The following is a 19,363-nucleotide window of genomic DNA, read 5'->3' as shown; positions in this document are numbered from 1 at the left end:
CTAATTGCCTAATTAATAATTCAACGAAAGCTGTATCCGTTTTCTGGCAATATCAACTTCCAAAACTTTCACAATCACATGTTGCTGCAAGCTTACAATTGAATTCACATCGCTCACGAATGTATCCGACAAATTGGAAACGTGCACCAGTCCGCTTTCTTTAATGCCAATATCCACAAAACATCCAAAATTGGTGATATTATTTACAATTCCCGGCAACAATTGTCCTTCACGTAAATCATTAATTGTCCTAATATTTTGATTAAATGTAAAAACTTTGGCTTTTTGACGAGGATCCAACCCCGGTTTTTCCAATTCTTTTACAATATCTTTCAGCGTAGGCAATCCAATAAATTCAGAAACATAATTTTCCAATGGTATTTTTTGAAGCGCTTCTTTATTTCCAATTAAATCGGAAATATTAGATTTCAGGTGTTTGGCCATAGCGCTAACAATCGCATAACTTTCGGGATGTACTGCAGAATCATCCAGGGGATAATCTCCATTCTTAATTCTTAAAAACCCAGCACTTTGTTCAAAAGCTTTATCGCCCAACCGAGCCACTTTTTTAATGTCATTTCTTGAAGAAAACGCCCCGTGTTCCTCTCTGAACGCCACGATATTTTCAGCCAATTTTGGTCCGATTCCGGATACATAACTCAGCAACGATTCACTTGCCGTATTGATATTTACACCAACCATATTCACACAACTTTCAACAGTGCTATCCAAAGCGCCTTTCAATTTGGTTTGATCCACATCATGCTGATATTGCCCAACACCAATTGATTTAGCGTCAATTTTCACCAATTCCGCCAAAGGATCTGCCAATCTTCTTCCTATTGAAACTGCACCTCTCACGGTAACATCAAAGTTTGGAAACTCATCTCGCGCTATTTTTGATGCGGAATAAATAGATGCACCTGCTTCACTCACCACATAAACCTCAATATCTGTATAAAATTTGATATTTTTAATAAACTGTTCCGTTTCACGTGAAGCGGTTCCATTGCCTATAGCAATGGCTTCAATTTTATAGGCATTCACCAACGAACTAATCTTTTTTGAAGCGCCTTTTGAATCATTTTGAGGTGCATTTGGATACAATGTTTCATTATAAACCAAATAACCCTGAGCATTCAGGCAAACAACTTTACAACCCGATTTAAATCCGGGATCAATGGCTAAAATATTTTTTTCGCCAAGCGGCGCACCCAAAAGCAATTGTTTCATGTTTTTTGCAAAAACCTGAATTGCTGCATCATCGGCTTTTTCTTTGGCAATGCTTAAAATTTCATTTGATAAGGCGGGAAACAATAATCGCTTATACGAATCTTGTATTGCCAATTTAATATGTGTGGCACATTCATTTTTTGAATTGATAATTCTGCCTTCCATATTGGCTATGGCTTTTTCATCATCAATTTCAATTTTCACCCGAATAAACCCTTCTTTTTCAGCCCTTAAAATGGCCAACAAACGGTGTGACGGACAACGGTTCAACGGTTCTGACCAATTGAAATAATCTCTATATTTTTGAGCTTTCTCTTCTGTTGATTTCGTTTTGATTACCGCAGTAGAAATAATGGCAAACTTTTCCAGCTGGTGGCGAATGTTATTTCTGATGTCGCTTCGTTCATTAATCCATTCCGCAATAATATGCTGAGCGCCTTCTAAAGCCTCTTCTTGTGTTTTAACTTCAGAAGAAATGTATTTTGCGGCAATAGAAGAAATGTTATCTGCACGCTGGCTCATCATAATTTTTGCCAAAGGCTCCAAACCCTGGTTGCGCGCGATTTCAGCTTTTGTTTTCCGCTTTTTCTTAAAAGGAAGATATAGGTCTTCTAAAGTAATTAAATCGTTGGCCGAAATAATTTTCCGCTTCAGTTCATCAGTTAAAACCTCTTGGTCTTCCAAGGCTTTCAGTATGGTTATTTTACGCTTTTCCAATGATTCAAACTGAAGTTTGTACTTAACAATTTCACCAATTTGAACTTCATCCAAATCTCCTGTCAATTCTTTTCTGTAACGGGAAATAAAAGGAACGGTGCAATCTTCATTTAACAACTGTACCGTATTTTGAATGCCTTTATCCGGAAGATTGGTAAAGGATTTTATATAATTAAGTAGTTGCATTGTTGGTTGTTGGTTGTTGGTTTCAGGTTTAAAACTTTTGCCTATTGAATAACTGCCTATTGCCTTATTATTTAACTGTTTAATCGTTTAATTGTGTAATTCATAATTGGCTATTGACTTTTCGCATTTAAACTGATTACTAACTTATTTGTTCTCCGTTAGCAACTGAATCATTTTCAGGTTCAATAAATGCCAATTTCCCATCGGGTGTATTGGTCATTAAAACCATTCCCATACTTTCAATTCCTTTTAAATTCCTTGGTGCCAAATTTACCAAAACCGTTACCTTTTGCCCGATAATATCATCAGGATTAAAACTTTCTGCAATTCCTGAAACTATGGTGCGAACATCAATGCCAACATCGACTTTAAGCTGCAATAATTTTTTGGTTTTCGGAACTTTCACAGCATCAATAATAGTCCCTACCCTAATGTCAAGTTTGGTGAAATCATCAAATTCAATGGTTGGTTTTTGAGGTTCAGCAACATTGTTTTCAAATATATTTGCCAATTTGGTAGCTTCTAACTTAGCCAATTGCGCTTCAATTTCGCTATCTTCAATTTTTGCGAACAACAGTTCCCCTTTGCCAATTTGGTGATTTGGGCTCAGTAATTCTTCTTTGTCTTCAACATCGCTCCAAAGTAATGTATTGGATTTAATATTGAGGATTTTTTTTAATTTTACTGAAGTAAATGGCAAAAAAGGTTCGCTCAACACCGCCAAAGCAGTCGCAATTTGCAAGGCAACATACATCACCGTTTTTACGCGCTCTTCATCTTCTTTTATTACTTTCCAAGGTTCTTCGTCAGCCAAATATTTATTCCCCAATCGCGCTAAATTTAGCAACTCTTGTGATGCTTCTCTAAACCTATAACGATCAATGGAATTACTAATAATTGAAGGAAATTTTTGCAATTTCTCCAATGTCTCATTGTCAATATCTGAAATTTCATGAGGCTCAGGAACAATTCCGTTGTAATATTTATCGGTTAAAACCACCACCCTGTTGATAAAATTTCCAAAAATGGCTACTAACTCATTGTTATTTCTAGCCTGAAAATCTTTCCAAGTAAAATCGTTGTCCTTTGTTTCAGGCGCATTAGCCGTTAATGCATAACGCAATACATCTTGTTTATCAGGAAAATCTTCCAAATATTCGTGCAGCCAAACCGCCCAATTTTTAGAGGTGGAAATTTTATTGCCTTCTAAGTTTAGAAACTCATTTGCAGGAACATTTTCCGGTAAAATATAAGTGCCTTCTGCTTTTAGCATTGCAGGGAAAATAATGCAATGAAACACAATATTGTCCTTACCAATAAAATGGATGAGTTTTGTGTCTTTATCTTTCCAGTAAGGTTCCCAGTCTTTTCCTTCTCGTGCCGCCCATTCTTTGGTGGAAGAAATGTAGCCAATAGGTGCATCAAACCAAACGTACAACACTTTTCCTTCTGCACCTTCAATAGGCACTGGAATTCCCCAATCCAAGTCGCGCGTTACCGCCCTTGGTTTCAATCCATCATCCAGCCACGATTTTACTTGTCCCAAAACATTGGATTTCCAATCATTTTTATGGCCTTCCACAATCCATTCGCGCAGCCATTTTTCATATTTTTCCAATGGCAAATACCAGTGTCTTGTTAATTTTTTAGTGGGCACATTTCCTGTAATGGCCGATTTTGGATTGATTAAATCGGTTGCATTATGACTTGTTCCGCATTTTTCGCACTGATCACCGTAGCTTTCCTCGTTTCCGCATTTCGGACAAGTGCCAACCACAAATCTGTCGGCCAAAAACTGGTTAGCTTCTTCATCATATAATTGCTCGTTGGTTTCTTCAATAAATTTTCCTTCATCATATAATTTTCTAAAAAATTCCGAAGCTGTTTTATGATGAATTTCTGCTGAAGTCCGGGAATAATTATCAAAAGAAATTCCAAAATCTTCAAAAGACTTTTTTATAATGGCGTGGTATTTATCAACCACATCTTGTGGCGAAACACCTTCTTTTTTTGCTGTTATGGTAATTGGCACACCGTGTTCGTCCGATCCGCAAATAAAAATCGCATCATTTCCCCTGATACGCAAATAACGTGCGTAAATATCGGCTGGGACATAAACACCCGCTAAATGTCCTATATGAACCGGACCGTTGGTGTAAGGCAGCGCTGCTGTAATGGTATATCTGGCTGCCTTAGCGGCAGGACTTTTCGAATTGCTCATCAAAATTTGTTTAAGATCCACAAAAATAAGGATTGTTTGTCAGAAAAGTGAATAGTTGATTCGGTTTTCGTAATTTGCATTATGTTTTATTAATTTTCAAGATGATTCAGCCCAACTATTTACAAAAAGGCGATACTGTTGCCATTGTTTCAACCGCAAGAAAAATTTCTTCGGATAAAATAATTCCTGCCATAAAATTGTTAGAAAAATGGGGGTTAAATGTTATCATTGGAAAAACCATTGGGATGGAAGACCATCAATTTGCTGGTGATGATGAAGCCCGGGTAAACGATTTTCAACAAATGCTGGACAATCCAAAAGTGAAAGTCATTTGGTGTGCACGAGGCGGTTATGGAACTGTGAGAATTATTGACCAGCTTGATTTTTCGGCATTCAAAAAAAACCCAAAATGGATTGTTGGTTATTCGGATATTACGGTTTTACACAGTCAGCTTCACAACTTAGGCGTTGAAACTTTGCATGCAACAATGCCCATAAATGTTGAAAACAACAGCAAACAAGCCATAGAAACTTTAAAAATGAGCCTCTTCGGAAAAAACCTGTCTTATGAAATTCCATCTTCGGAAAAAAATAAATCGGGAAATGCTTCCGGTGAAATTGTAGGCGGAAATTTATCCATTTTATACAGTTTGACGGGAAGCGATTCCTCCATAAAAACCAAGGGTAAAATTCTTTTTATTGAAGACTTGGATGAATATTTATACCATATCGACAGAATGTGTATGAACCTGAAACGAAACGGCTATTTTACGCATTTAAAAGGATTGATTGTTGGCGGAATGAGCGATATGCGCGATAATGACATTCCTTTTGGCAAAACTGCCGAAAAAATTATTTTAGATTGCGTTTCGGAATATGATTTTCCTGTGGTTTTTAGTTTTCCTGCCGGACATTCAAACGACAATCGTGCCTTAATTTTAGGACGAAAAGTCGCATTAAATGTTACTTCAGAAAAAGCAACACTTAAATTTTTAAAGTAATGGCAACACACAACGATTTAGGGGAATTGGGTGAAGAACTTGCGGTTGAAGAACTTGAAAAAAATGGTTATGAAATTGTGGAACGCAATTGGCGCTATAAAAAAGCAGAAATCGACATTATTGCTCTAAAAAATGACGTTTTAGCCATTGTTGAAGTAAAAACCCGTTCTTCTGATTATATTGGAAATCCACAGGATTTTGTGAGTCCCAAAAAAATAAAACTATTGGTGGAAGCAGTTAATGACTATGTAATTTCTAAAGATTTGGACGTAGAAGTTAGGTTTGACATTATTGCCATCATAAAAAATGAAAACATCCTAACACTAGAGCATCTTGAAGATGCCTTTTTTCATTTTTAATTTTTGAAATAAGCCTTTACATCTTCAAAATGTTCTGGTTTTGCCAAAATTATTTTGTCCTTATCAAGGATAAAATAAGTAGGCGTAGCAATGATTTTGTATTCCTTGGCCATTTCATTTTCCCATTTTTCTAAACCTAATATATTAGTCCATTTTGTAAAATTCTTTGTATGAATGTTAAAATCCAATTCGTCATTTTCCAAAGCAAAAGCAATTACATGAACATTCAAATTATCTTTAATAAATTCATATAATTCTGGAATTTCTTTCAAACAATGAGAGCATCCTGTACTCCAAAAAACCAAAATATAATTTTCTCTACCGCTCAAATTCAACTCAGTCAATTTTTTTTGCAGGCCATTTTCTTCCCAAGTAATTTCCGGAGCTTTATTGCCAATAGTCAATTTTATTTTTGATTGCATCTCGGCAATAAGTATTTCATCTTTAAAAGTTGCAGGCAATTTGCTGTAGAAATTATCAATGACAAAACCAACCAAATTAAGGTTTTCATATTGCTCCAAAGCGTACATTAAAGAAGTTAAAATCTCGCTTTTTACCTCATCATTTTCTCCAACTTTTTGCATCACTTCATTTATGGCCATTTTGTAGAGGCCGTTTTGAACTTGAAAATCATCCGAAACATTCAAATAAAATACATATTCAATGGCTTTTCCCACAAAAAAGATTGAATTTTTTAATGCACTGTCTTCAAAATTTATAAAATCAAAAAAATGTTGTTTTATGCTGTTTAAATACATTTGTGGCGCTGTAAAAAGTTTAGGCGCATAATATTTATAATTCGCTTTTATAAAATGATTTGCCAATTTACCAGCTGTTTTTTCTTCATATTGACTTTGAATATTGGCATAATAATCCAATGTTTTTACATATAAATCAATAGTGATCTCATCTTGTTTTTTATCTTTCAAACCAAAAAATGCAATTTGCAAAGAATCCAATTTTTGCTTCACGATCGTAGTTTCCAACAAATAATTGGAAAAGGTTTTATTTTCCTCAGATGTTAAAAATTCTACGGGATTTAAATGGTTAAGTGAATCAAATTTCAACGACACATCTTCTTGGTCAAAAAGAAAATCAACAAAACCAAAATCTGATGGACTAAACGACAAGCGGTACATTCCTATGGCAGCTCCCTTTGGAATCTCCAATTTAAATTGGTCGTTGTCAATTTTTGAATTTGAAATATATACTTGTTTGGCCCCTTTTAACCGGTATAAAATAACTCGTGTCAGCAAATCGTTTTTCTTATTTATAACACCTGTAATTGTATTTTGACTTTGAACACTCAAAGAAATAAATAAAAGCACACACAATAAATTTTTTAACATCTTAGCTTTTTTTGAATTATTTATATATTAATCACGCCAAAAGTAACTATTTTTATTTTTTACTTAAATCTAAACTCATGAATTTTAACCATAAAATTATATGGATTACCGGAGCGTCATCGGGCATTGGAAAATCATTGGCTTTTGCGCTTTCAAAAGAACATACAAAATTAATTCTCTCTTCACGAAATGAAGCGCAACTGAATGCCGTAAAAAATGCCTGCGAACACCCTGAAAATGTGAATATTTTACCGCTCGATTTGGAGGATTACATAAATCTTCCTTCAAAAGTTGAGGAGGCATTGTCGCTGTATGGCGCTGTTGACATCCTGTTTAACAATGGCGGCATTAGTCAGCGGTCTTTCGTAAAAGACACTTCAATAGCCGTTGATAAGCGCCTTATGGATGTGAATTATTTGGGAACAGTGGCACTTTCAAAAGCCCTTCTGCCTCATTTTATTGAAAAAAACAGCGGACATTTTGTGGTAATTACAAGCATTGTGGGTAAAATTGGCACACCATTGCGTTCCTCTTATGCCGCTTCAAAGCATGCGTTGCACGGGTTTTTTGACAGCTTACGTGCCGAAGTTTATGACCGTAATATTAAGGTTACGTTGGCTTGCCCGGGATTTGTGCAAACCAATATTTCTATAAATGCCTTAACGGGAAATGGCACTGCACAAAACAAGTTGGATACAGCAATAAAAAACGGATTAACGCCAGAAGCATTTGTGGAAAAATTATTAAAAGCGGTTCGCCAGAAAAAACAGGAAGTTTATATTGGCGGATTTAAAGAAAAATTAGCAGTTTATGTAAAACGGTTTTTTCCTAAATTACTTTCAAAAATGATTCGAAAATTTGCGGTCACTTAAATCAGTTCATTTTTTTTAAAATACAACACAATAGCCTCTTTCATAAGTACAGTTTGTTCTCCCGATTTTAGTGTCGGCAACTCTTCCAAAACTTTATAATGAGGCCAGCCTTCGTTGTCAAAAAAGTCAAATTCGTAATAGCCAAAAGGTTCCAACAACCGGCAAATCGCAATGTGCATTAAATTTACTTTATCATCTTTTTTGAATTCTTTGGCGCCCTGTCCCAACTCCTGAACGCCAATTAAATAAATAATGGCATCTAAATTAAGGATTTCTCCATCACCAAAATTAGCTGATAATATGTTGAGTAATTGCTCCCAATCTTCTTTTAAATTTTTATCTCTTGACATTTCAAAACTTTAGTTAGTGTACAAATATACAAATCGATTCATGTATATTTACAAAAATCGTAAGATGAATACATTTGATATTATAATCGTAGCACTTTTGTTGTTTGGTTTTATAAGAGGTTTGTTTAAAGGCTTATTTGTTGAAGTTTCTTCGTTAGTCGCCTTAATTGCCGGGATTTACGGCGCCATTCATTTTTCCCACTTTATAAAGGATTTTTTAGCCGTCCAAGTTTCTTGGGAAGAAAAATACATCACCCTAATTTCCTTCGCAATTACCTTTATTCTTATCGTTTTGGTAATTTCTTTGATAGGAAAAATGTTAACAAAAATGGCTGATTTTGCCAGTTTGGGTATTTTAAATAAATTGCTTGGCGGTATTTTTGGTGTCTTAAAAATAGGACTTTTATTAAGCGTTATTTTATTAATTTTCAGCAAATTGAACAATAAAATTCCGTTTTTATCTGAGGAACAACAAGAAAGTGCGGTTTTATACAAACCCGTTAAAAATTTAGCGCCAACCATCTTTCCGGAGTTCATAAAGGTTGAAAAAGACGAAAAAGAAAAAAGTATTTTCAACTAATTTAATGTTAGATACTATAAATTTGCTTGTCAACTATTAAAACGAATTTAAAAATGCCGAATTATTTCCGCCACTTTTTCATTTTATCCCTTTTTTTGATATTATTTATTGGCTGTTCTTCAAAAAAAGAACCTTCTTTTACCATTGAAGGTAATGTTTCCAATCTGGAAAAAAACTTCGTTGTGCTTTCAATAATTGAGGACATTCAAAATAATAAAACTTCAGTTATTGACACTTTAAAAGTGAATAACAACGGTGAATTTAAAATGGATTATTTTTTGGAACCCAACATTTACGCCTTAACTTTTGATGGAATAAAAACAATTAATCTGGCTATTGATAAAGGCCAGCATATTTCAGTAAATGGTAATTCACCTGATGATTTAAGAATCAGCGGTTCTGTTGATACTGATTTATTGAATGCTTATGAAACTTTTAGAAATAAATCGTTAGACCGATTAGTGAATTCTGTAAGAAATGAAATTAAAGCGTTACAAAAGGGAAACGCAATAGAAGGTGAAATTGCCGAATTAAGAGAACTTGAAGTTGAAAACTACAAAAAACATCTAAATGAATTAATGACTTTTGTAAAGGAGAAAATGGGAACTTCCATTGCCGTTTATCCAACATCCATTCGCTGGATTGGTGGAGAATATTTACCATTTTTAAAAGAATTGGTAGGTGATTTTGAAAAGAAATATCCTGCTTTAAACATTACTGAAAAATTGAAAGACAGACTACAATTGTTGAAAAAAACGAGTGTTGGCGGAATAATTTCAGGTATCGAAATGCCCAACAGTTCCAATGAAATGATAAATCTTAATAACATTCAAAAAAAATATACTTTAATTGATTTTTGGGCAAGTTGGTGTCCGCCATGCAGAACAGAAAGTAAATTATTGAAAAATTTATATGATGCTTACAATGCTAAAGGATTTGAAATTTACGGAATTTCACTTGACTCAAAACGCGAAAGATGGTTGAATGCCATTGCCAATGACAACAGAATTTGGACAGAAGTCTCTACTGTTGAAGGTTTTAAAACTAAGGTCTCCATCGAGTACGGAATTACCTCTTTGCCTACCAATTTTTTAATTGATGCCTCAGGAAAAATTATTGCCGTAAATATTCACGGGCAGCAACTGAAAGAGAAAATTGATGAATTGTTTCTTGAAAATTAGGATTTGAACCTATTGAATGTTTAATTGGTATTATATCTCTTTTAAATCTGAAGCGATTATCCAGCCAATTTTACCGTCGGCTAGTTTGATTTTTTTCCAATTGGAAAGTTCATCCAAAATATAAACTTTGGTTCCTTCATGAAGTTCAAAAACGGCTTCACCATCTAAAGAAGGAGAATTTTTAACGTCACTTTTTTGTGAAAAAACAATTGCGCTTCTGCTTTTTTGAGTGGTTTTATAATTGCTAAATGCAAAAAACACGTTGATAACCATCACAAAAACAACAAAAATGCTGCTATTGAAATATAAGATTTTCCTTTTGGTAGCATATGAAAAATAATACAATAAAAACAAAATTGCCGATAAAAATGAAGCTATCACAGCCAATATCGCCCAAGTATCATACGTTAACTTTTGAACCACCGTTGAAGAAAATCGCTGTAAAAATGATTTCGGCAAATCTTCAATAACATCAATGGTCATCCGTTTGGCAAAAGCCAGATTGTTTGAAGCATCTTCGTGGATTGGATTTAATTTCAGCGCTTTCTCATAGTAATAAATTGATGGCGCCACTTTATTCAATTTATAATAACTGTTGCCTAAATTAAAAAACAAATCATCCGATTCCAAGCCTTGCTTTTCAATTTTTGAATACAATTGAATGGCTTTGGAATATTGCCCGTTTTTATAGGAATCATTGGCATTTGAAAACAATTCGCTAACTGATTGCGCATAGGAAAAGCTGCCAATAAATAACGCTAAAACAAAAATAAATCTCAGTTTCATCAGTATTGTTGTTTGTTTTTTAAATGTCTTCTGGAATTCGCACATATCATTAATTTTCATATCATTTATCGCTAAGCTCATTTCATATTACAGCTGTTTATCAATTTCGGTTAATATCTCTACGGTTTTTTCATACTCATTCTTCATCATAACGTCTGTTGTTGGGGTGTAACGCGCAAAATCACAATCATTTAATACTGTTATAAATTCTCCTATTGTGGCAGCATCCACTCCTTTATATTGAAGTAATTCTGCAATTTTTTCCTTTGAAATTTCTGAAGTTTCAATTTGGAGTTTTGCTTTTAAAAAGTTGTGAAGTGCTTTTTCCAGAGCAATATAAAATGCTTCTTTTTTACCCAATTGTTTTTTAGCTTCCGACAAATATTTACGGGCTAATTTGTTGGCATTCCTAATTTTATTTCCAAAAATATCACTGGCACGTTTTGCGCGTTTTTTGCCAATAAGTATGCCAATTGGAATTACCAAGAACGGCAGCAATAACAATAAATAAAATTCAACCGAATGTAAAAAATCTGTTTTTACGATAGGTTTAAAAGTAGTGTCTAAAGCTATAAATCTGAAGTTATTGCCATTTGTAACCACATTTTTTTTATAGGAGGTGGCGGTGTCATTATTTGATGCAGGCAATTCTTTACCATCAGTAACTTCAACAAAAACAGCCTCTGCCAATATGGTGGAATATTTTTCTTCTTTCGGATTAAAATAAGAGAATGATACTTCAGGAATTTTATATTTCCCTTTAAATTGTGGAACAACCGTGTAAGCATCTGAAATAGTTCCTCTTAAACCACTTAAAGAAGTGGTTACGCTTTCCTTATGTTCTGGTGTATAGGCTTCCAATTCGGCCGGCGTAATTATTTTAGGGATTTCAAATAATTTTAAATTTCCGCTTCCTGAAACTTCAACCTTAATTTGGGCCGCTTCATTTGCATGTAACACATTTTTATCGGCAGAAACTTTAAACTCAAATTCGCCCACAGCACCCGAAAAATCTATAGGTTTTCCTTCTTCCGGCAATGCTTTTACCCTTACTGATTTAACAGGTGATTCCGTTGCATAGCTAATATTACGGGTAATCATATTTCCAAAAAAATCTCCTCTTCCTGTTGGAATTCCAACAGAAAAGTCCATTCTCATAGGTTCAACGATTAATTCTCCATCTCTTTGAGGAATTAGCACCGCCTTTTTAAGAACGATATATCGGTAATCTTCACCATTGTATTTGCCTTTTTGTACGTTTATTTCTGTTACATCAATATCCTGATTCCAAAAACCGTTGTATTGCGGAGATTCTGTCACGCGCCAGTCATTTACGCTAATATTTTCACTGACATATAATTTATAAACTACATAAATTCCTTCGCCAACATAGGGATTTAAATTAGAAACCTCGGCCACCAAATGTATGTTTTGCTGCGCAATATAATCGGGATTGTTTGGGTCTTTCGGGATTTCAACTGCTTTTGATACCGTTATATTTACTGAATTCGATTTTACAATTTCATCATTATATTCAATGGTAGCAGGTTCAATGGTAAATTCTCCTTCATTTTTAGGTTCAAGAATATAAATATACGTTTGAGAATAGCTTGCTTTTCCATTGATCCAAGATTGACTCACGGATGAACTTGGGCCGCCCACCACTTTAAAATCTGAAAATGATGGCGGTTTAAAATTATCGGCACCTTGTTTATCAACCGAAAATTCAATTTTAAAGCGCTGATTTAACCCTAAATTACTTTTGCTTACAGAAGTTTCAAATGCTATCTGAGCAAAAAGCACTTGCGATGCAAACACCAATATAGTTAGTATGTAAAACCTTACACTTTTCATTTTTTACCAGTCCTTTTCGTTTTTAATTTTTCGACCTCTTGATTTTTGGGCATTCAATTTTTTTTGTGTTTTATTTTCTTCATTGTTCATGGCCTCCAACAATTGTTTCATTTGTTCAGGTGACAATTCATTGGGTCTTGGCTTTTTATCCTGATTTTGCTGATTGTCTTTTTCCTTTTTCGGATTACCTTTGTCATCTTCTTTATCTTTTCCCTTATCCTGATCTTCGTTTTTATCGTCCTTTTTATCTTTGTCGCCGCCTTCCTTATCCTTTTGATCTTTATTTTTATCGTCTTTTTTGTCGTCCTTTTTATCTTTATTATCCTTTTTGTCTTTGTTCTGCTGATTTTTCAATAATTCCTGGGCCATTGCCAGATTATAGCGCGTTTCATCATCTTTAGAATTATTTCTCATGGCATTTTTATAGGCTTCCACAGCTTTATCATATTGCTTTTCTTTCATAAAGGCATTCCCCTTATTGTGAGAAATTTCAGCTTTACTCATTTTATCAGGTGCAATTTTTTCAGCCAAATCATATTGGAAAACCGCCTCTTTATTTTTATTTTTTTGGTAAATGGCATTTCCTAAATTATAAGATGCCTTCTCATAATTCGGATTTTTATCTAAAGCCTTTTTATAGGCAATTTCAGCCTCCTCAAATTTTAGTTTATTGTATAATTCGTTTCCTTCCCTTACATCCTTTCTTGCTTCTCGTTCCAAGACTTTTGCGTCTTTTTGCTGAGAAAACATCAAAGATGTAACACATATAAATAAGATGACAATGCTATTTCTCATTAAATAAATTTAATTTTTGAACCCATTTTGTTTTCTTTTCAAGCAACAATAAATCAATTACCAACAACAGCAATCCAATGCCTATAAACCACTGAAACTGATCTTCATAATCTGAAAATTGCTTGGTTTCAAATTCGTTTTTTTCAGCCTTTTGCAAAATATCTTTAATGCTGGCAATGGTTTCCTGAGTTTTATTTCCGTTTATATATTTTCCGTTTCCTGCATCGGCGATATCTCTTAAAATCTGCTCATTCATTTGCGTAACCACCACCATTCCTCTATTGTCTTTCTTATAGCCAATAACACGTCCATCTTCCTTCAAAGGAATTGGGCCTCCTTTTGCAGTTCCAATACCCACAGTGAATATTTTTATGCCTTTTTCTACAGCTTCTTTAGCCAAATCCAAGGTGTTTTCCTCGTGATCTTCCCCATCTGAAACAATCACTAAAAATCGATTGGTTTGCTCATTGTCGTCATAAAAAGTAATCGCCCTTTCAATAGCTTCATTGATAGCTGTTCCCTGATTGGAGACCATATCTGTATTTGCATTTTGAAGGAACATTTTTGCAGCAGCATAATCTGTTGTAATTGGAAGCAATGGGTATGAATTCCCGGCATAAATAATAATTCCAACCCTGTCGCTGCCTAAATTTTCAACAATTCTGGTGATAATTTGCTTGGCTTTTTCCAAACGATTTGGCGCTATATCTTCCGATATCATACTTTTTGAAACATCTAAAGCAAAAACAATATCAACCCCCTGGCGTTTTACCGTTTCTAATTTTGTTCCCATTTTAGGATTTGCCAATGAAATAATTAAAAAAAATAAAGCAAAACAAAAGACCGTTATTTTTAAAAACGATTTAAACGTTGATTTTTCCGGAATTAATTTTTCAATTAATTTGTGTTCGGCAAATTGCTTTTGAATGCGTTTTTTCCAAAAGAGCACCAACAGAAAAAGCACAAATATCGCCGGGATAATTGCCAAATAATAAAAATATGTCGGTTCTTCTATTTGATACATGTTTTATACGTTTAGATGTTTAGGCGTTGAGCTGTTTATTTATTATTTTAATTGTGATTTTCTCAAAGCATTTAACATATTTGATATTTTGTATATGTGCTCCCTTGTTTCCAAATAGCTTTTTTCGTTAATAAATTTAAGCTCTTTTGAAATTATTAATTGATTTAAAATTTCCATTGTAGAACTATATGCAATTGTTCTATAATGAGCTTTATCTTTGTCGGCACTTCTATATGTCCCTTCTGCCAAATTTGAAGAAATAGAAATTGTAGCTCTACGTAACTGACTAACCAGCCCAAACTTCTCATTTTCAGGTAAATTATTTGTCAAAACATAAATCATCTCAACCAATTTTATTGATTCTTTCCAAACTTCTAATTTTTCAAATGAATAAATACATTTTTTACTTTTAAACAAATAAACTATTCAACGCTTCCACTACTCAACGACTCTACAAATAAACAATTACACGCTTCAACATTTTATATAAAACTTCTAAAAATGGTGTTCTTCAATACAAATTCAATTAACAAAAGCAATCCCGCCCATAAAACCAGAAACCTGAATTTTTCTTGATAATTGTAATATTTAAACTCTTCCACTTCCGTTTTTTCCAACTTATTAATTTCGTTGTAAATCGCTTTTAGCTTTGAATTGTCTGTTGCCCTAAAATAAATTCCTCCGGTTTGCTTGGCGATGTAGCGCAATAAATCCTCATCAATTTCAACTGGGGCATTTTTAAATAACAAATCGCCTGATGTTGGATCTTTTGCATAAGGAAATGGTGCTGTTCCGTTTGTTCCAATTCCAATAGTATACACTTTAATGCCTAATTGAATTGCCAATTCAGTTGCTGTTTTTGGATCTACAAATCCAGTATTGTTAACGCCATCGGTCAATAATATGATTACTTTGCTTTTGGCTTTGCTGTCTTTTAATCGGTTAACGGAGGACCCTAAACCCATTCCAATCGCGGTGCCACCATCTAATCCGCCCCATTTAATTTCAGAAATGGTATTCATGACAATCCGTTTATCGCTGGTAATTGGTGTTTGTGTATAACTTTCACCTGCAAAAACCACAATTCCTATTCTGTCATTCACACGTTGGTTTACAAATTCAGCCGCCACTATTTTTAATGCTTCCAGTCTGTTTGGCTTGAAATCTCTCGCCAACATACTTGCCGATACGTCAATAGCCATTACAATATCAATTCCTTTGTTGGTTTTGGTGTGCTGGCTTAAGGAAACCGTTCTTGGGCGCGCCAACGCAACAATTAACAATGAAATTGCCAGCAATCTTAAAATATAGAGCAAAGGTTTTAATTTTGACCAAATGGAAGGTTTGGCCTCAAATCCTTTTGTGCTGGAAATAATTAATGCGGCACTGTCTTCTTTTCTGATTAAAAAATACCAAATAGCAAGCAATGGCACTATCAATAATAGCCATAAAAACTGCGGATGTAAAAACTCAAAATTATTCCAATTCATTTTCTGTTTCTTTTACCGGTTTTAAATTTTGTAAAATACGTTCGGCTACTGTTCTATGCGCTTTTATTTCTTCTACAATTGGTTGGGACTTTGCAAATTTTACCATATCGGCACTATATAAAACCTCCTTCAATTGTTGTATTGTTTCTTTAGAAATTCCTAATTTACTCGACTCATTAAAATCGTTAATCGTTTCTATTAACTCGTTTGTGGTAGATTCAAGCGCAGGAATATAAATGTCTTTCTCAATATAGGTTCTAACAATATCCGTTAGTTCTGTGTAATATATTTTTATTTTATTTTGCTGAAGCAATTGCTTTTCGTCTAATTCTTTAAGTCGCTGCAAAGCTTCCTGAATTGGGGCGATAACGACTTTAACTTCTTCTTTTTTCTCTTTTTTTCTTAAGATGAAATATAAAGCTGTGGCAATTAGCAATAAGATAAGCAGAATCCACCACAATAAAGGTTTATAATCATCGAAGGTTTTTGGTTCACTTTTAATGGCTTTAATAGGGAACATTTGTTGTTTTAACGTATCCACTTTTACGGTTGCCACATTTACCAACAATGAATCAGTTAAAAACATTTTGTTGTTAATAAGCACTTGTTGTGTTGGTATGGTATATTGTCCGCTGTCAAAACTTGTAAGCAAATATTTTTTTTCATAGGTGTCTTTCAAGGTATCTGTGGGCAAGGTTTCCACAACCTCCACTTTTCCTAAACTGTCTAACTGCAGTTTCGGGAAAATTACAGTGCCTTTTTTCGCTACGGATATTTTATATTGAATTTGTTCCCCAATTTTTATGGCAGCCGTATCTACAGTTATAGAAACAGGATTTTCCTGGGCAAAGCCCACAAATCCAATAAAAAATAATATATAAACTACCTGTTTTTTCATTTATGTTTCATTCAAATTCATTTGCTATTTCGCGCCTTTGCGCTTAAAATAACCCAGCAATTTTTTTACATAACTTTCGTCAATTTGAGAACTAATCGTTCCTGATCCGCTATGAGTAAAGGATTTTTCAAAATAATCAACCATTTCTAAGTAATGTGCTTTATAGCCATTTCTGACACTTTTTGAAGCAGTGTTTACCAACATTGTTTTTCCGGTTTCGGCATCGCGCATAGGCACCATTCCTAAATTTGGAATTGCGCTATCGTGAATATCATACACCCTTATTCCAGTTACATCGTGCTTTCTGCCAACAATTTTTAAAGTATGTTCATAATGGGAATCCATAAAATCGGACAGTATAAAAACAATGGCTTTTTTCTTCATCACGCTTGAAAAAAATTTAAGCGCTGCATTAAGGTCTGTTTTTTTACTTTTTGGCTTAAACTCTATCAGTTCCCTAATAATTCTTAATACATGGCTTTTCCCTTTTTTAGGAGGAATGTATAATTCCATTTCATCAGAAAATAAAAGAAGTCCTACTTTATCGTTATTTTGAATAGCCGAAAATGCCAATGTAGCCGCAATTTCAGTAATGGTCTCACGTTTAAATTGTTGCGTGGTCCCAAAATATTCAGAGCCGCTGACATCAACCATTAAAACCATTGTTAATTCTCTTTCCTCCTCAAAAACCTTCACAAATGGCTCGTTGTATCGCGCGGTTACATTCCAGTCAATTGCCCTGACATCGTCGCCATATTGGTATTGTCTAACTTCAGAAAAAGTCATACCACGTCCTTTAAACGAACTGTGATATTCGCCGGAAAATATGTGATTAGACAAGCGACGTGTCTTAATCTCAATTTTACGAACTTTTTTAAGTATTTCTTTAGTATCCAATTGTTGTTTATTTGTTGAATTGTTAAGTCGTGTAATTGTAACAAGTTTAACCGATTAAACAGTTAAACAATTGAACAGTCTATGGTACTTCAACTTCGTTAACAATTTTATTGATGATGTCTTCTGAAGTGATGTTTTCGGCTTCAGCCTCGTAAGTAATTCCAATTCTATGACGTAAAACATCGTGTACAACAGCGCGAACATCTTCCGGAATTACGTAACCTCTACGCTTTATAAAAGCGTAGCATTTGGCTGCAAGTGCTAAATTGATACTTCCACGTGGAGAAGCTCCAAAGCTTATCAGACCTTTTAAATCTGGTAGGTTATATTTTTCCGGGAATCGAGTTGCAAAAATAATATCGAGTATGTATTTTTCAATTTTCTCATCCATATATACTTCCCGAACCGCTTTTCTTGCCCTGATAATTTGTTCGATGGAAGCCACAGGATTCACATTTCCATAACTATCATTTAAATGTTGACGCATAATTAATTGCTCTTCATCGAATTTTGGATAGTTAATGACTGTTTTTAGCATAAACCGGTCAATTTGTGCTTCCGGTAATGGATAAGTTCCTTCTTGCTCTATTGGATTTTGAGTTGCCATTACCAAAAATGGTTCTTCTAACTTAAAAGTAGTATCTCCAATGGTGATTTGACGTTCCTGCATGGCCTCCAATAAAGCAGATTGTACTTTAGCAGGAGCTCGGTTAATCTCATCTGCAAGTACAAAATTTGCAAAAATAGGACCTTTTTTTATGGTAAAATCATTTACTTTAACGTTATAAATCATAGTTCCAATCACATCAGCCGGCAACAAGTCAGGTGTAAACTGAATTCTGCTAAACTTCCCCTGAACCGCTTTGGACAATGTATTAATTGCAAGTGTCTTTGCCAAACCGGGAACACCTTCCAACAAAATATGTCCATTTCCCAGCAAGCCGATAAGCAATCGCTCGACCATATGTTTCTGGCCAACTATTACTTTATTCATCTCCATCATTAACAAATCCACAAAAGCGCTTTCTCTTTCAATTTTTTCATTTATAGCCCTAATATCTACTGAAACGTTATTTTCTTCAATCATATTTATTGTTTTTAAACGCGTGAATGTAACATGCTTTATTACGCTATGCAAATAGCATAAATATTTTTTTAAAACTTGTTAAAAATTGGTTAAAACTATATGTATAATGCGAGGTTTAATACGATTTTAACAACATTTTGCCTTCATTAAAAAAAGCTTCCAAAAAAAAATGAGAATCAAATCATTGCTTTTTAAAATAGCTTGGGTTTTAAAAAATTTTATCCTAACCGCTATATAGTATCATTCTAAATTAACATAAAATGAATCTTTTAATGGCTTTACTGATTTATTAGCAACGTACCCTCTCAAATATTGCTTAATTAGACCGTTATTTGATTTATGTTTAACAACTTCTTAACAATCATTTGTGTAATCTGATTTTTTGTTTCATATTTGGAGCAGACTATAAAAAATAAATACATGGAAAAATCACTCAAACATTTAAAAATTGTTTTATTCTTCTTATTTATACCTTTTATAACG

General features: G+C 34.0%; 18 protein-coding genes. 5 read left to right on the top strand and 13 right to left on the bottom strand.

Annotated features, from left to right (window positions below):
• Positions 1 to 12 precede the first annotated feature (12 nt).
• Both ABY285_RS10160 and metG read right to left on the bottom strand, forming a co-directional pair.
• The gene (locus tag ABY285_RS10160; protein ID WP_372769682.1) at positions 13 to 2,136 is read right to left on the bottom strand and encodes a Tex family protein; all 2,124 of its coding nucleotides are present in this window, start codon (positions 2,134 to 2,136) and stop codon (positions 13 to 15) included.
• 139 nt (positions 2,137 to 2,275) lie between these two features.
• Entirely contained in the window at positions 2,276 to 4,357 is a 2,082-nt protein-coding gene (metG, locus tag ABY285_RS10155) for a methionine--tRNA ligase (RefSeq protein ID WP_372769680.1), read from the bottom strand.
• A 101-nt stretch (positions 4,358 to 4,458) separates the two neighbouring features.
• Here metG and ABY285_RS10150 point away from each other — a divergent pair, with 101 nt between their 5' ends.
• Both ABY285_RS10150 and ABY285_RS10145 read left to right on the top strand, forming a co-directional pair.
• Positions 4,459 to 5,358, top strand: coding sequence for an LD-carboxypeptidase (locus ABY285_RS10150; protein ID WP_372769678.1), 900 nt, complete (start codon positions 4,459 to 4,461; stop codon positions 5,356 to 5,358).
• Positions 5,358 to 5,717, top strand: a complete 360-nt coding sequence (locus ABY285_RS10145; RefSeq protein WP_372769676.1) for a YraN family protein — start codon at positions 5,358 to 5,360, stop codon at positions 5,715 to 5,717. The genes ABY285_RS10150 and ABY285_RS10145 overlap by 1 nt, the downstream gene beginning before the upstream one ends.
• Here ABY285_RS10145 and ABY285_RS10140 read toward each other — a convergent pair.
• Complete coding sequence (locus ABY285_RS10140; protein WP_372769674.1) at positions 5,714 to 7,066, bottom strand: TlpA family protein disulfide reductase; 1,353 nt, start codon at positions 7,064 to 7,066, stop codon at positions 5,714 to 5,716. The two genes, ABY285_RS10145 and ABY285_RS10140, sit on opposite strands and share 4 nt — an antisense overlap.
• 77 nt (positions 7,067 to 7,143) lie before the next feature.
• On the opposite strand from ABY285_RS10140, the gene ABY285_RS10135 reads away from it, so the two are divergent.
• Positions 7,144 to 7,938, top strand: coding sequence for an SDR family oxidoreductase (locus ABY285_RS10135; RefSeq protein WP_372769672.1), 795 nt, complete (start codon positions 7,144 to 7,146; stop codon positions 7,936 to 7,938).
• On the opposite strand, the gene ABY285_RS10130 is transcribed toward ABY285_RS10135, so the two are convergent.
• A complete protein-coding gene (locus tag ABY285_RS10130; RefSeq protein ID WP_372769670.1) occupies positions 7,935 to 8,288 on the bottom strand; it encodes a hypothetical protein in 354 nt (117 codons plus the stop codon). The genes ABY285_RS10135 and ABY285_RS10130 overlap by 4 nt on opposite strands.
• A gap of 64 nt (positions 8,289 to 8,352) precedes the next feature.
• Between ABY285_RS10130 and ABY285_RS10125 the strand changes: the two genes are divergently transcribed.
• Complete coding sequence (locus tag ABY285_RS10125; protein ID WP_372769668.1) at positions 8,353 to 8,868, top strand: CvpA family protein; 516 nt, start codon at positions 8,353 to 8,355, stop codon at positions 8,866 to 8,868.
• Positions 8,869 to 8,921: 53 nt separating this feature from the next.
• Positions 8,922 to 10,049 (top strand): thioredoxin-like domain-containing protein, encoded by a 1,128-nt coding sequence (locus ABY285_RS10120; protein WP_372769666.1) that lies wholly within the window; start codon positions 8,922 to 8,924, stop codon positions 10,047 to 10,049.
• A gap of 30 nt (positions 10,050 to 10,079) precedes the next feature.
• Here the strand turns inward: ABY285_RS10120 and ABY285_RS10115 are convergent, their stop codons facing one another.
• From ABY285_RS10115 to ABY285_RS10075, 9 genes are all read right to left on the bottom strand, one after another.
• The gene (locus ABY285_RS10115) at positions 10,080 to 10,835 is read right to left on the bottom strand and encodes a tetratricopeptide repeat protein (protein WP_372769664.1); all 756 of its coding nucleotides are present in this window, start codon (positions 10,833 to 10,835) and stop codon (positions 10,080 to 10,082) included.
• A gap of 87 nt (positions 10,836 to 10,922) precedes the next feature.
• The gene (locus ABY285_RS10110; protein ID WP_372769662.1) at positions 10,923 to 12,689 is read right to left on the bottom strand and encodes a BatD family protein; all 1,767 of its coding nucleotides are present in this window, start codon (positions 12,687 to 12,689) and stop codon (positions 10,923 to 10,925) included.
• Positions 12,690 to 12,692: 3 nt separating this feature from the next.
• A complete protein-coding gene (locus ABY285_RS10105; protein WP_372769660.1) occupies positions 12,693 to 13,484 on the bottom strand; it encodes a tetratricopeptide repeat protein in 792 nt (263 codons plus the stop codon).
• Positions 13,474 to 14,508 carry a VWA domain-containing protein gene (locus tag ABY285_RS10100; protein WP_372769658.1) on the bottom strand — a complete coding sequence of 345 codons (1,035 nt, stop codon included), beginning with the start codon at positions 14,506 to 14,508 and terminating at the stop codon, positions 13,474 to 13,476. Before ABY285_RS10100 ends, ABY285_RS10105 begins: the two co-directional genes overlap by 11 nt.
• A gap of 42 nt (positions 14,509 to 14,550) precedes the next feature.
• Positions 14,551 to 14,925: a four helix bundle protein gene (locus ABY285_RS10095; protein ID WP_372769656.1), complete on the bottom strand. Its 375-nt coding sequence runs from the start codon at positions 14,923 to 14,925 to the stop codon at positions 14,551 to 14,553.
• A gap of 65 nt (positions 14,926 to 14,990) precedes the next feature.
• On the bottom strand, positions 14,991 to 15,998 hold the full coding sequence (locus tag ABY285_RS10090) for a VWA domain-containing protein (RefSeq protein WP_372769654.1): 1,008 nt from the start codon (positions 15,996 to 15,998) through the stop codon (positions 14,991 to 14,993).
• Positions 15,985 to 16,896: a hypothetical protein gene (locus ABY285_RS10085; RefSeq protein WP_372769652.1), complete on the bottom strand. Its 912-nt coding sequence runs from the start codon at positions 16,894 to 16,896 to the stop codon at positions 15,985 to 15,987. Before ABY285_RS10085 ends, ABY285_RS10090 begins: the two co-directional genes overlap by 14 nt.
• A gap of 24 nt (positions 16,897 to 16,920) precedes the next feature.
• Positions 16,921 to 17,793: a DUF58 domain-containing protein gene (locus ABY285_RS10080; RefSeq protein WP_372769650.1), complete on the bottom strand. Its 873-nt coding sequence runs from the start codon at positions 17,791 to 17,793 to the stop codon at positions 16,921 to 16,923.
• Positions 17,794 to 17,872: 79 nt separating this feature from the next.
• Positions 17,873 to 18,880, bottom strand: coding sequence for an AAA family ATPase (locus tag ABY285_RS10075; RefSeq protein ID WP_372769648.1), 1,008 nt, complete (start codon positions 18,878 to 18,880; stop codon positions 17,873 to 17,875).
• Positions 18,881 to 19,363 lie beyond the last annotated feature (483 nt).

The sequence above is a fragment of the Lutibacter sp. genome (assembly GCF_041555395.1).
Taxonomy (GTDB): domain Bacteria; phylum Bacteroidota; class Bacteroidia; order Flavobacteriales; family Flavobacteriaceae; genus Lutibacter.
Note: the sequence above shows the minus strand (reverse complement) of the source record. Positions and strands in the feature narration are given on the sequence as shown.

Coding starts and splice junctions, on each gene's coding strand:
- ABY285_RS10160 (WP_372769682.1), bottom strand. CDS start 2,136: ATGCAACTACTTAATTATATAAAATCCTTTACCAATCTTCCGGATAAA.
- metG (WP_372769680.1), bottom strand. CDS start 4,357: ATGAGCAATTCGAAAAGTCCTGCCGCTAAGGCAGCCAGATATACCATT.
- ABY285_RS10150 (WP_372769678.1), top strand. CDS start 4,459: ATGATTCAGCCCAACTATTTACAAAAAGGCGATACTGTTGCCATTGTT.
- ABY285_RS10145 (WP_372769676.1), top strand. CDS start 5,358: ATGGCAACACACAACGATTTAGGGGAATTGGGTGAAGAACTTGCGGTT.
- ABY285_RS10140 (WP_372769674.1), bottom strand. CDS start 7,066: ATGTTAAAAAATTTATTGTGTGTGCTTTTATTTATTTCTTTGAGTGTT.
- ABY285_RS10135 (WP_372769672.1), top strand. CDS start 7,144: ATGAATTTTAACCATAAAATTATATGGATTACCGGAGCGTCATCGGGC.
- ABY285_RS10130 (WP_372769670.1), bottom strand. CDS start 8,288: ATGTCAAGAGATAAAAATTTAAAAGAAGATTGGGAGCAATTACTCAAC.
- ABY285_RS10125 (WP_372769668.1), top strand. CDS start 8,353: ATGAATACATTTGATATTATAATCGTAGCACTTTTGTTGTTTGGTTTT.
- ABY285_RS10120 (WP_372769666.1), top strand. CDS start 8,922: ATGCCGAATTATTTCCGCCACTTTTTCATTTTATCCCTTTTTTTGATA.
- ABY285_RS10115 (WP_372769664.1), bottom strand. CDS start 10,835: ATGAAACTGAGATTTATTTTTGTTTTAGCGTTATTTATTGGCAGCTTT.
- ABY285_RS10110 (WP_372769662.1), bottom strand. CDS start 12,689: ATGAAAAGTGTAAGGTTTTACATACTAACTATATTGGTGTTTGCATCG.
- ABY285_RS10105 (WP_372769660.1), bottom strand. CDS start 13,484: ATGAGAAATAGCATTGTCATCTTATTTATATGTGTTACATCTTTGATG.
- ABY285_RS10100 (WP_372769658.1), bottom strand. CDS start 14,508: ATGTATCAAATAGAAGAACCGACATATTTTTATTATTTGGCAATTATC.
- ABY285_RS10090 (WP_372769654.1), bottom strand. CDS start 15,998: ATGAATTGGAATAATTTTGAGTTTTTACATCCGCAGTTTTTATGGCTA.
- ABY285_RS10085 (WP_372769652.1), bottom strand. CDS start 16,896: ATGAAAAAACAGGTAGTTTATATATTATTTTTTATTGGATTTGTGGGC.
- ABY285_RS10075 (WP_372769648.1), bottom strand. CDS start 18,880: ATGATTGAAGAAAATAACGTTTCAGTAGATATTAGGGCTATAAATGAA.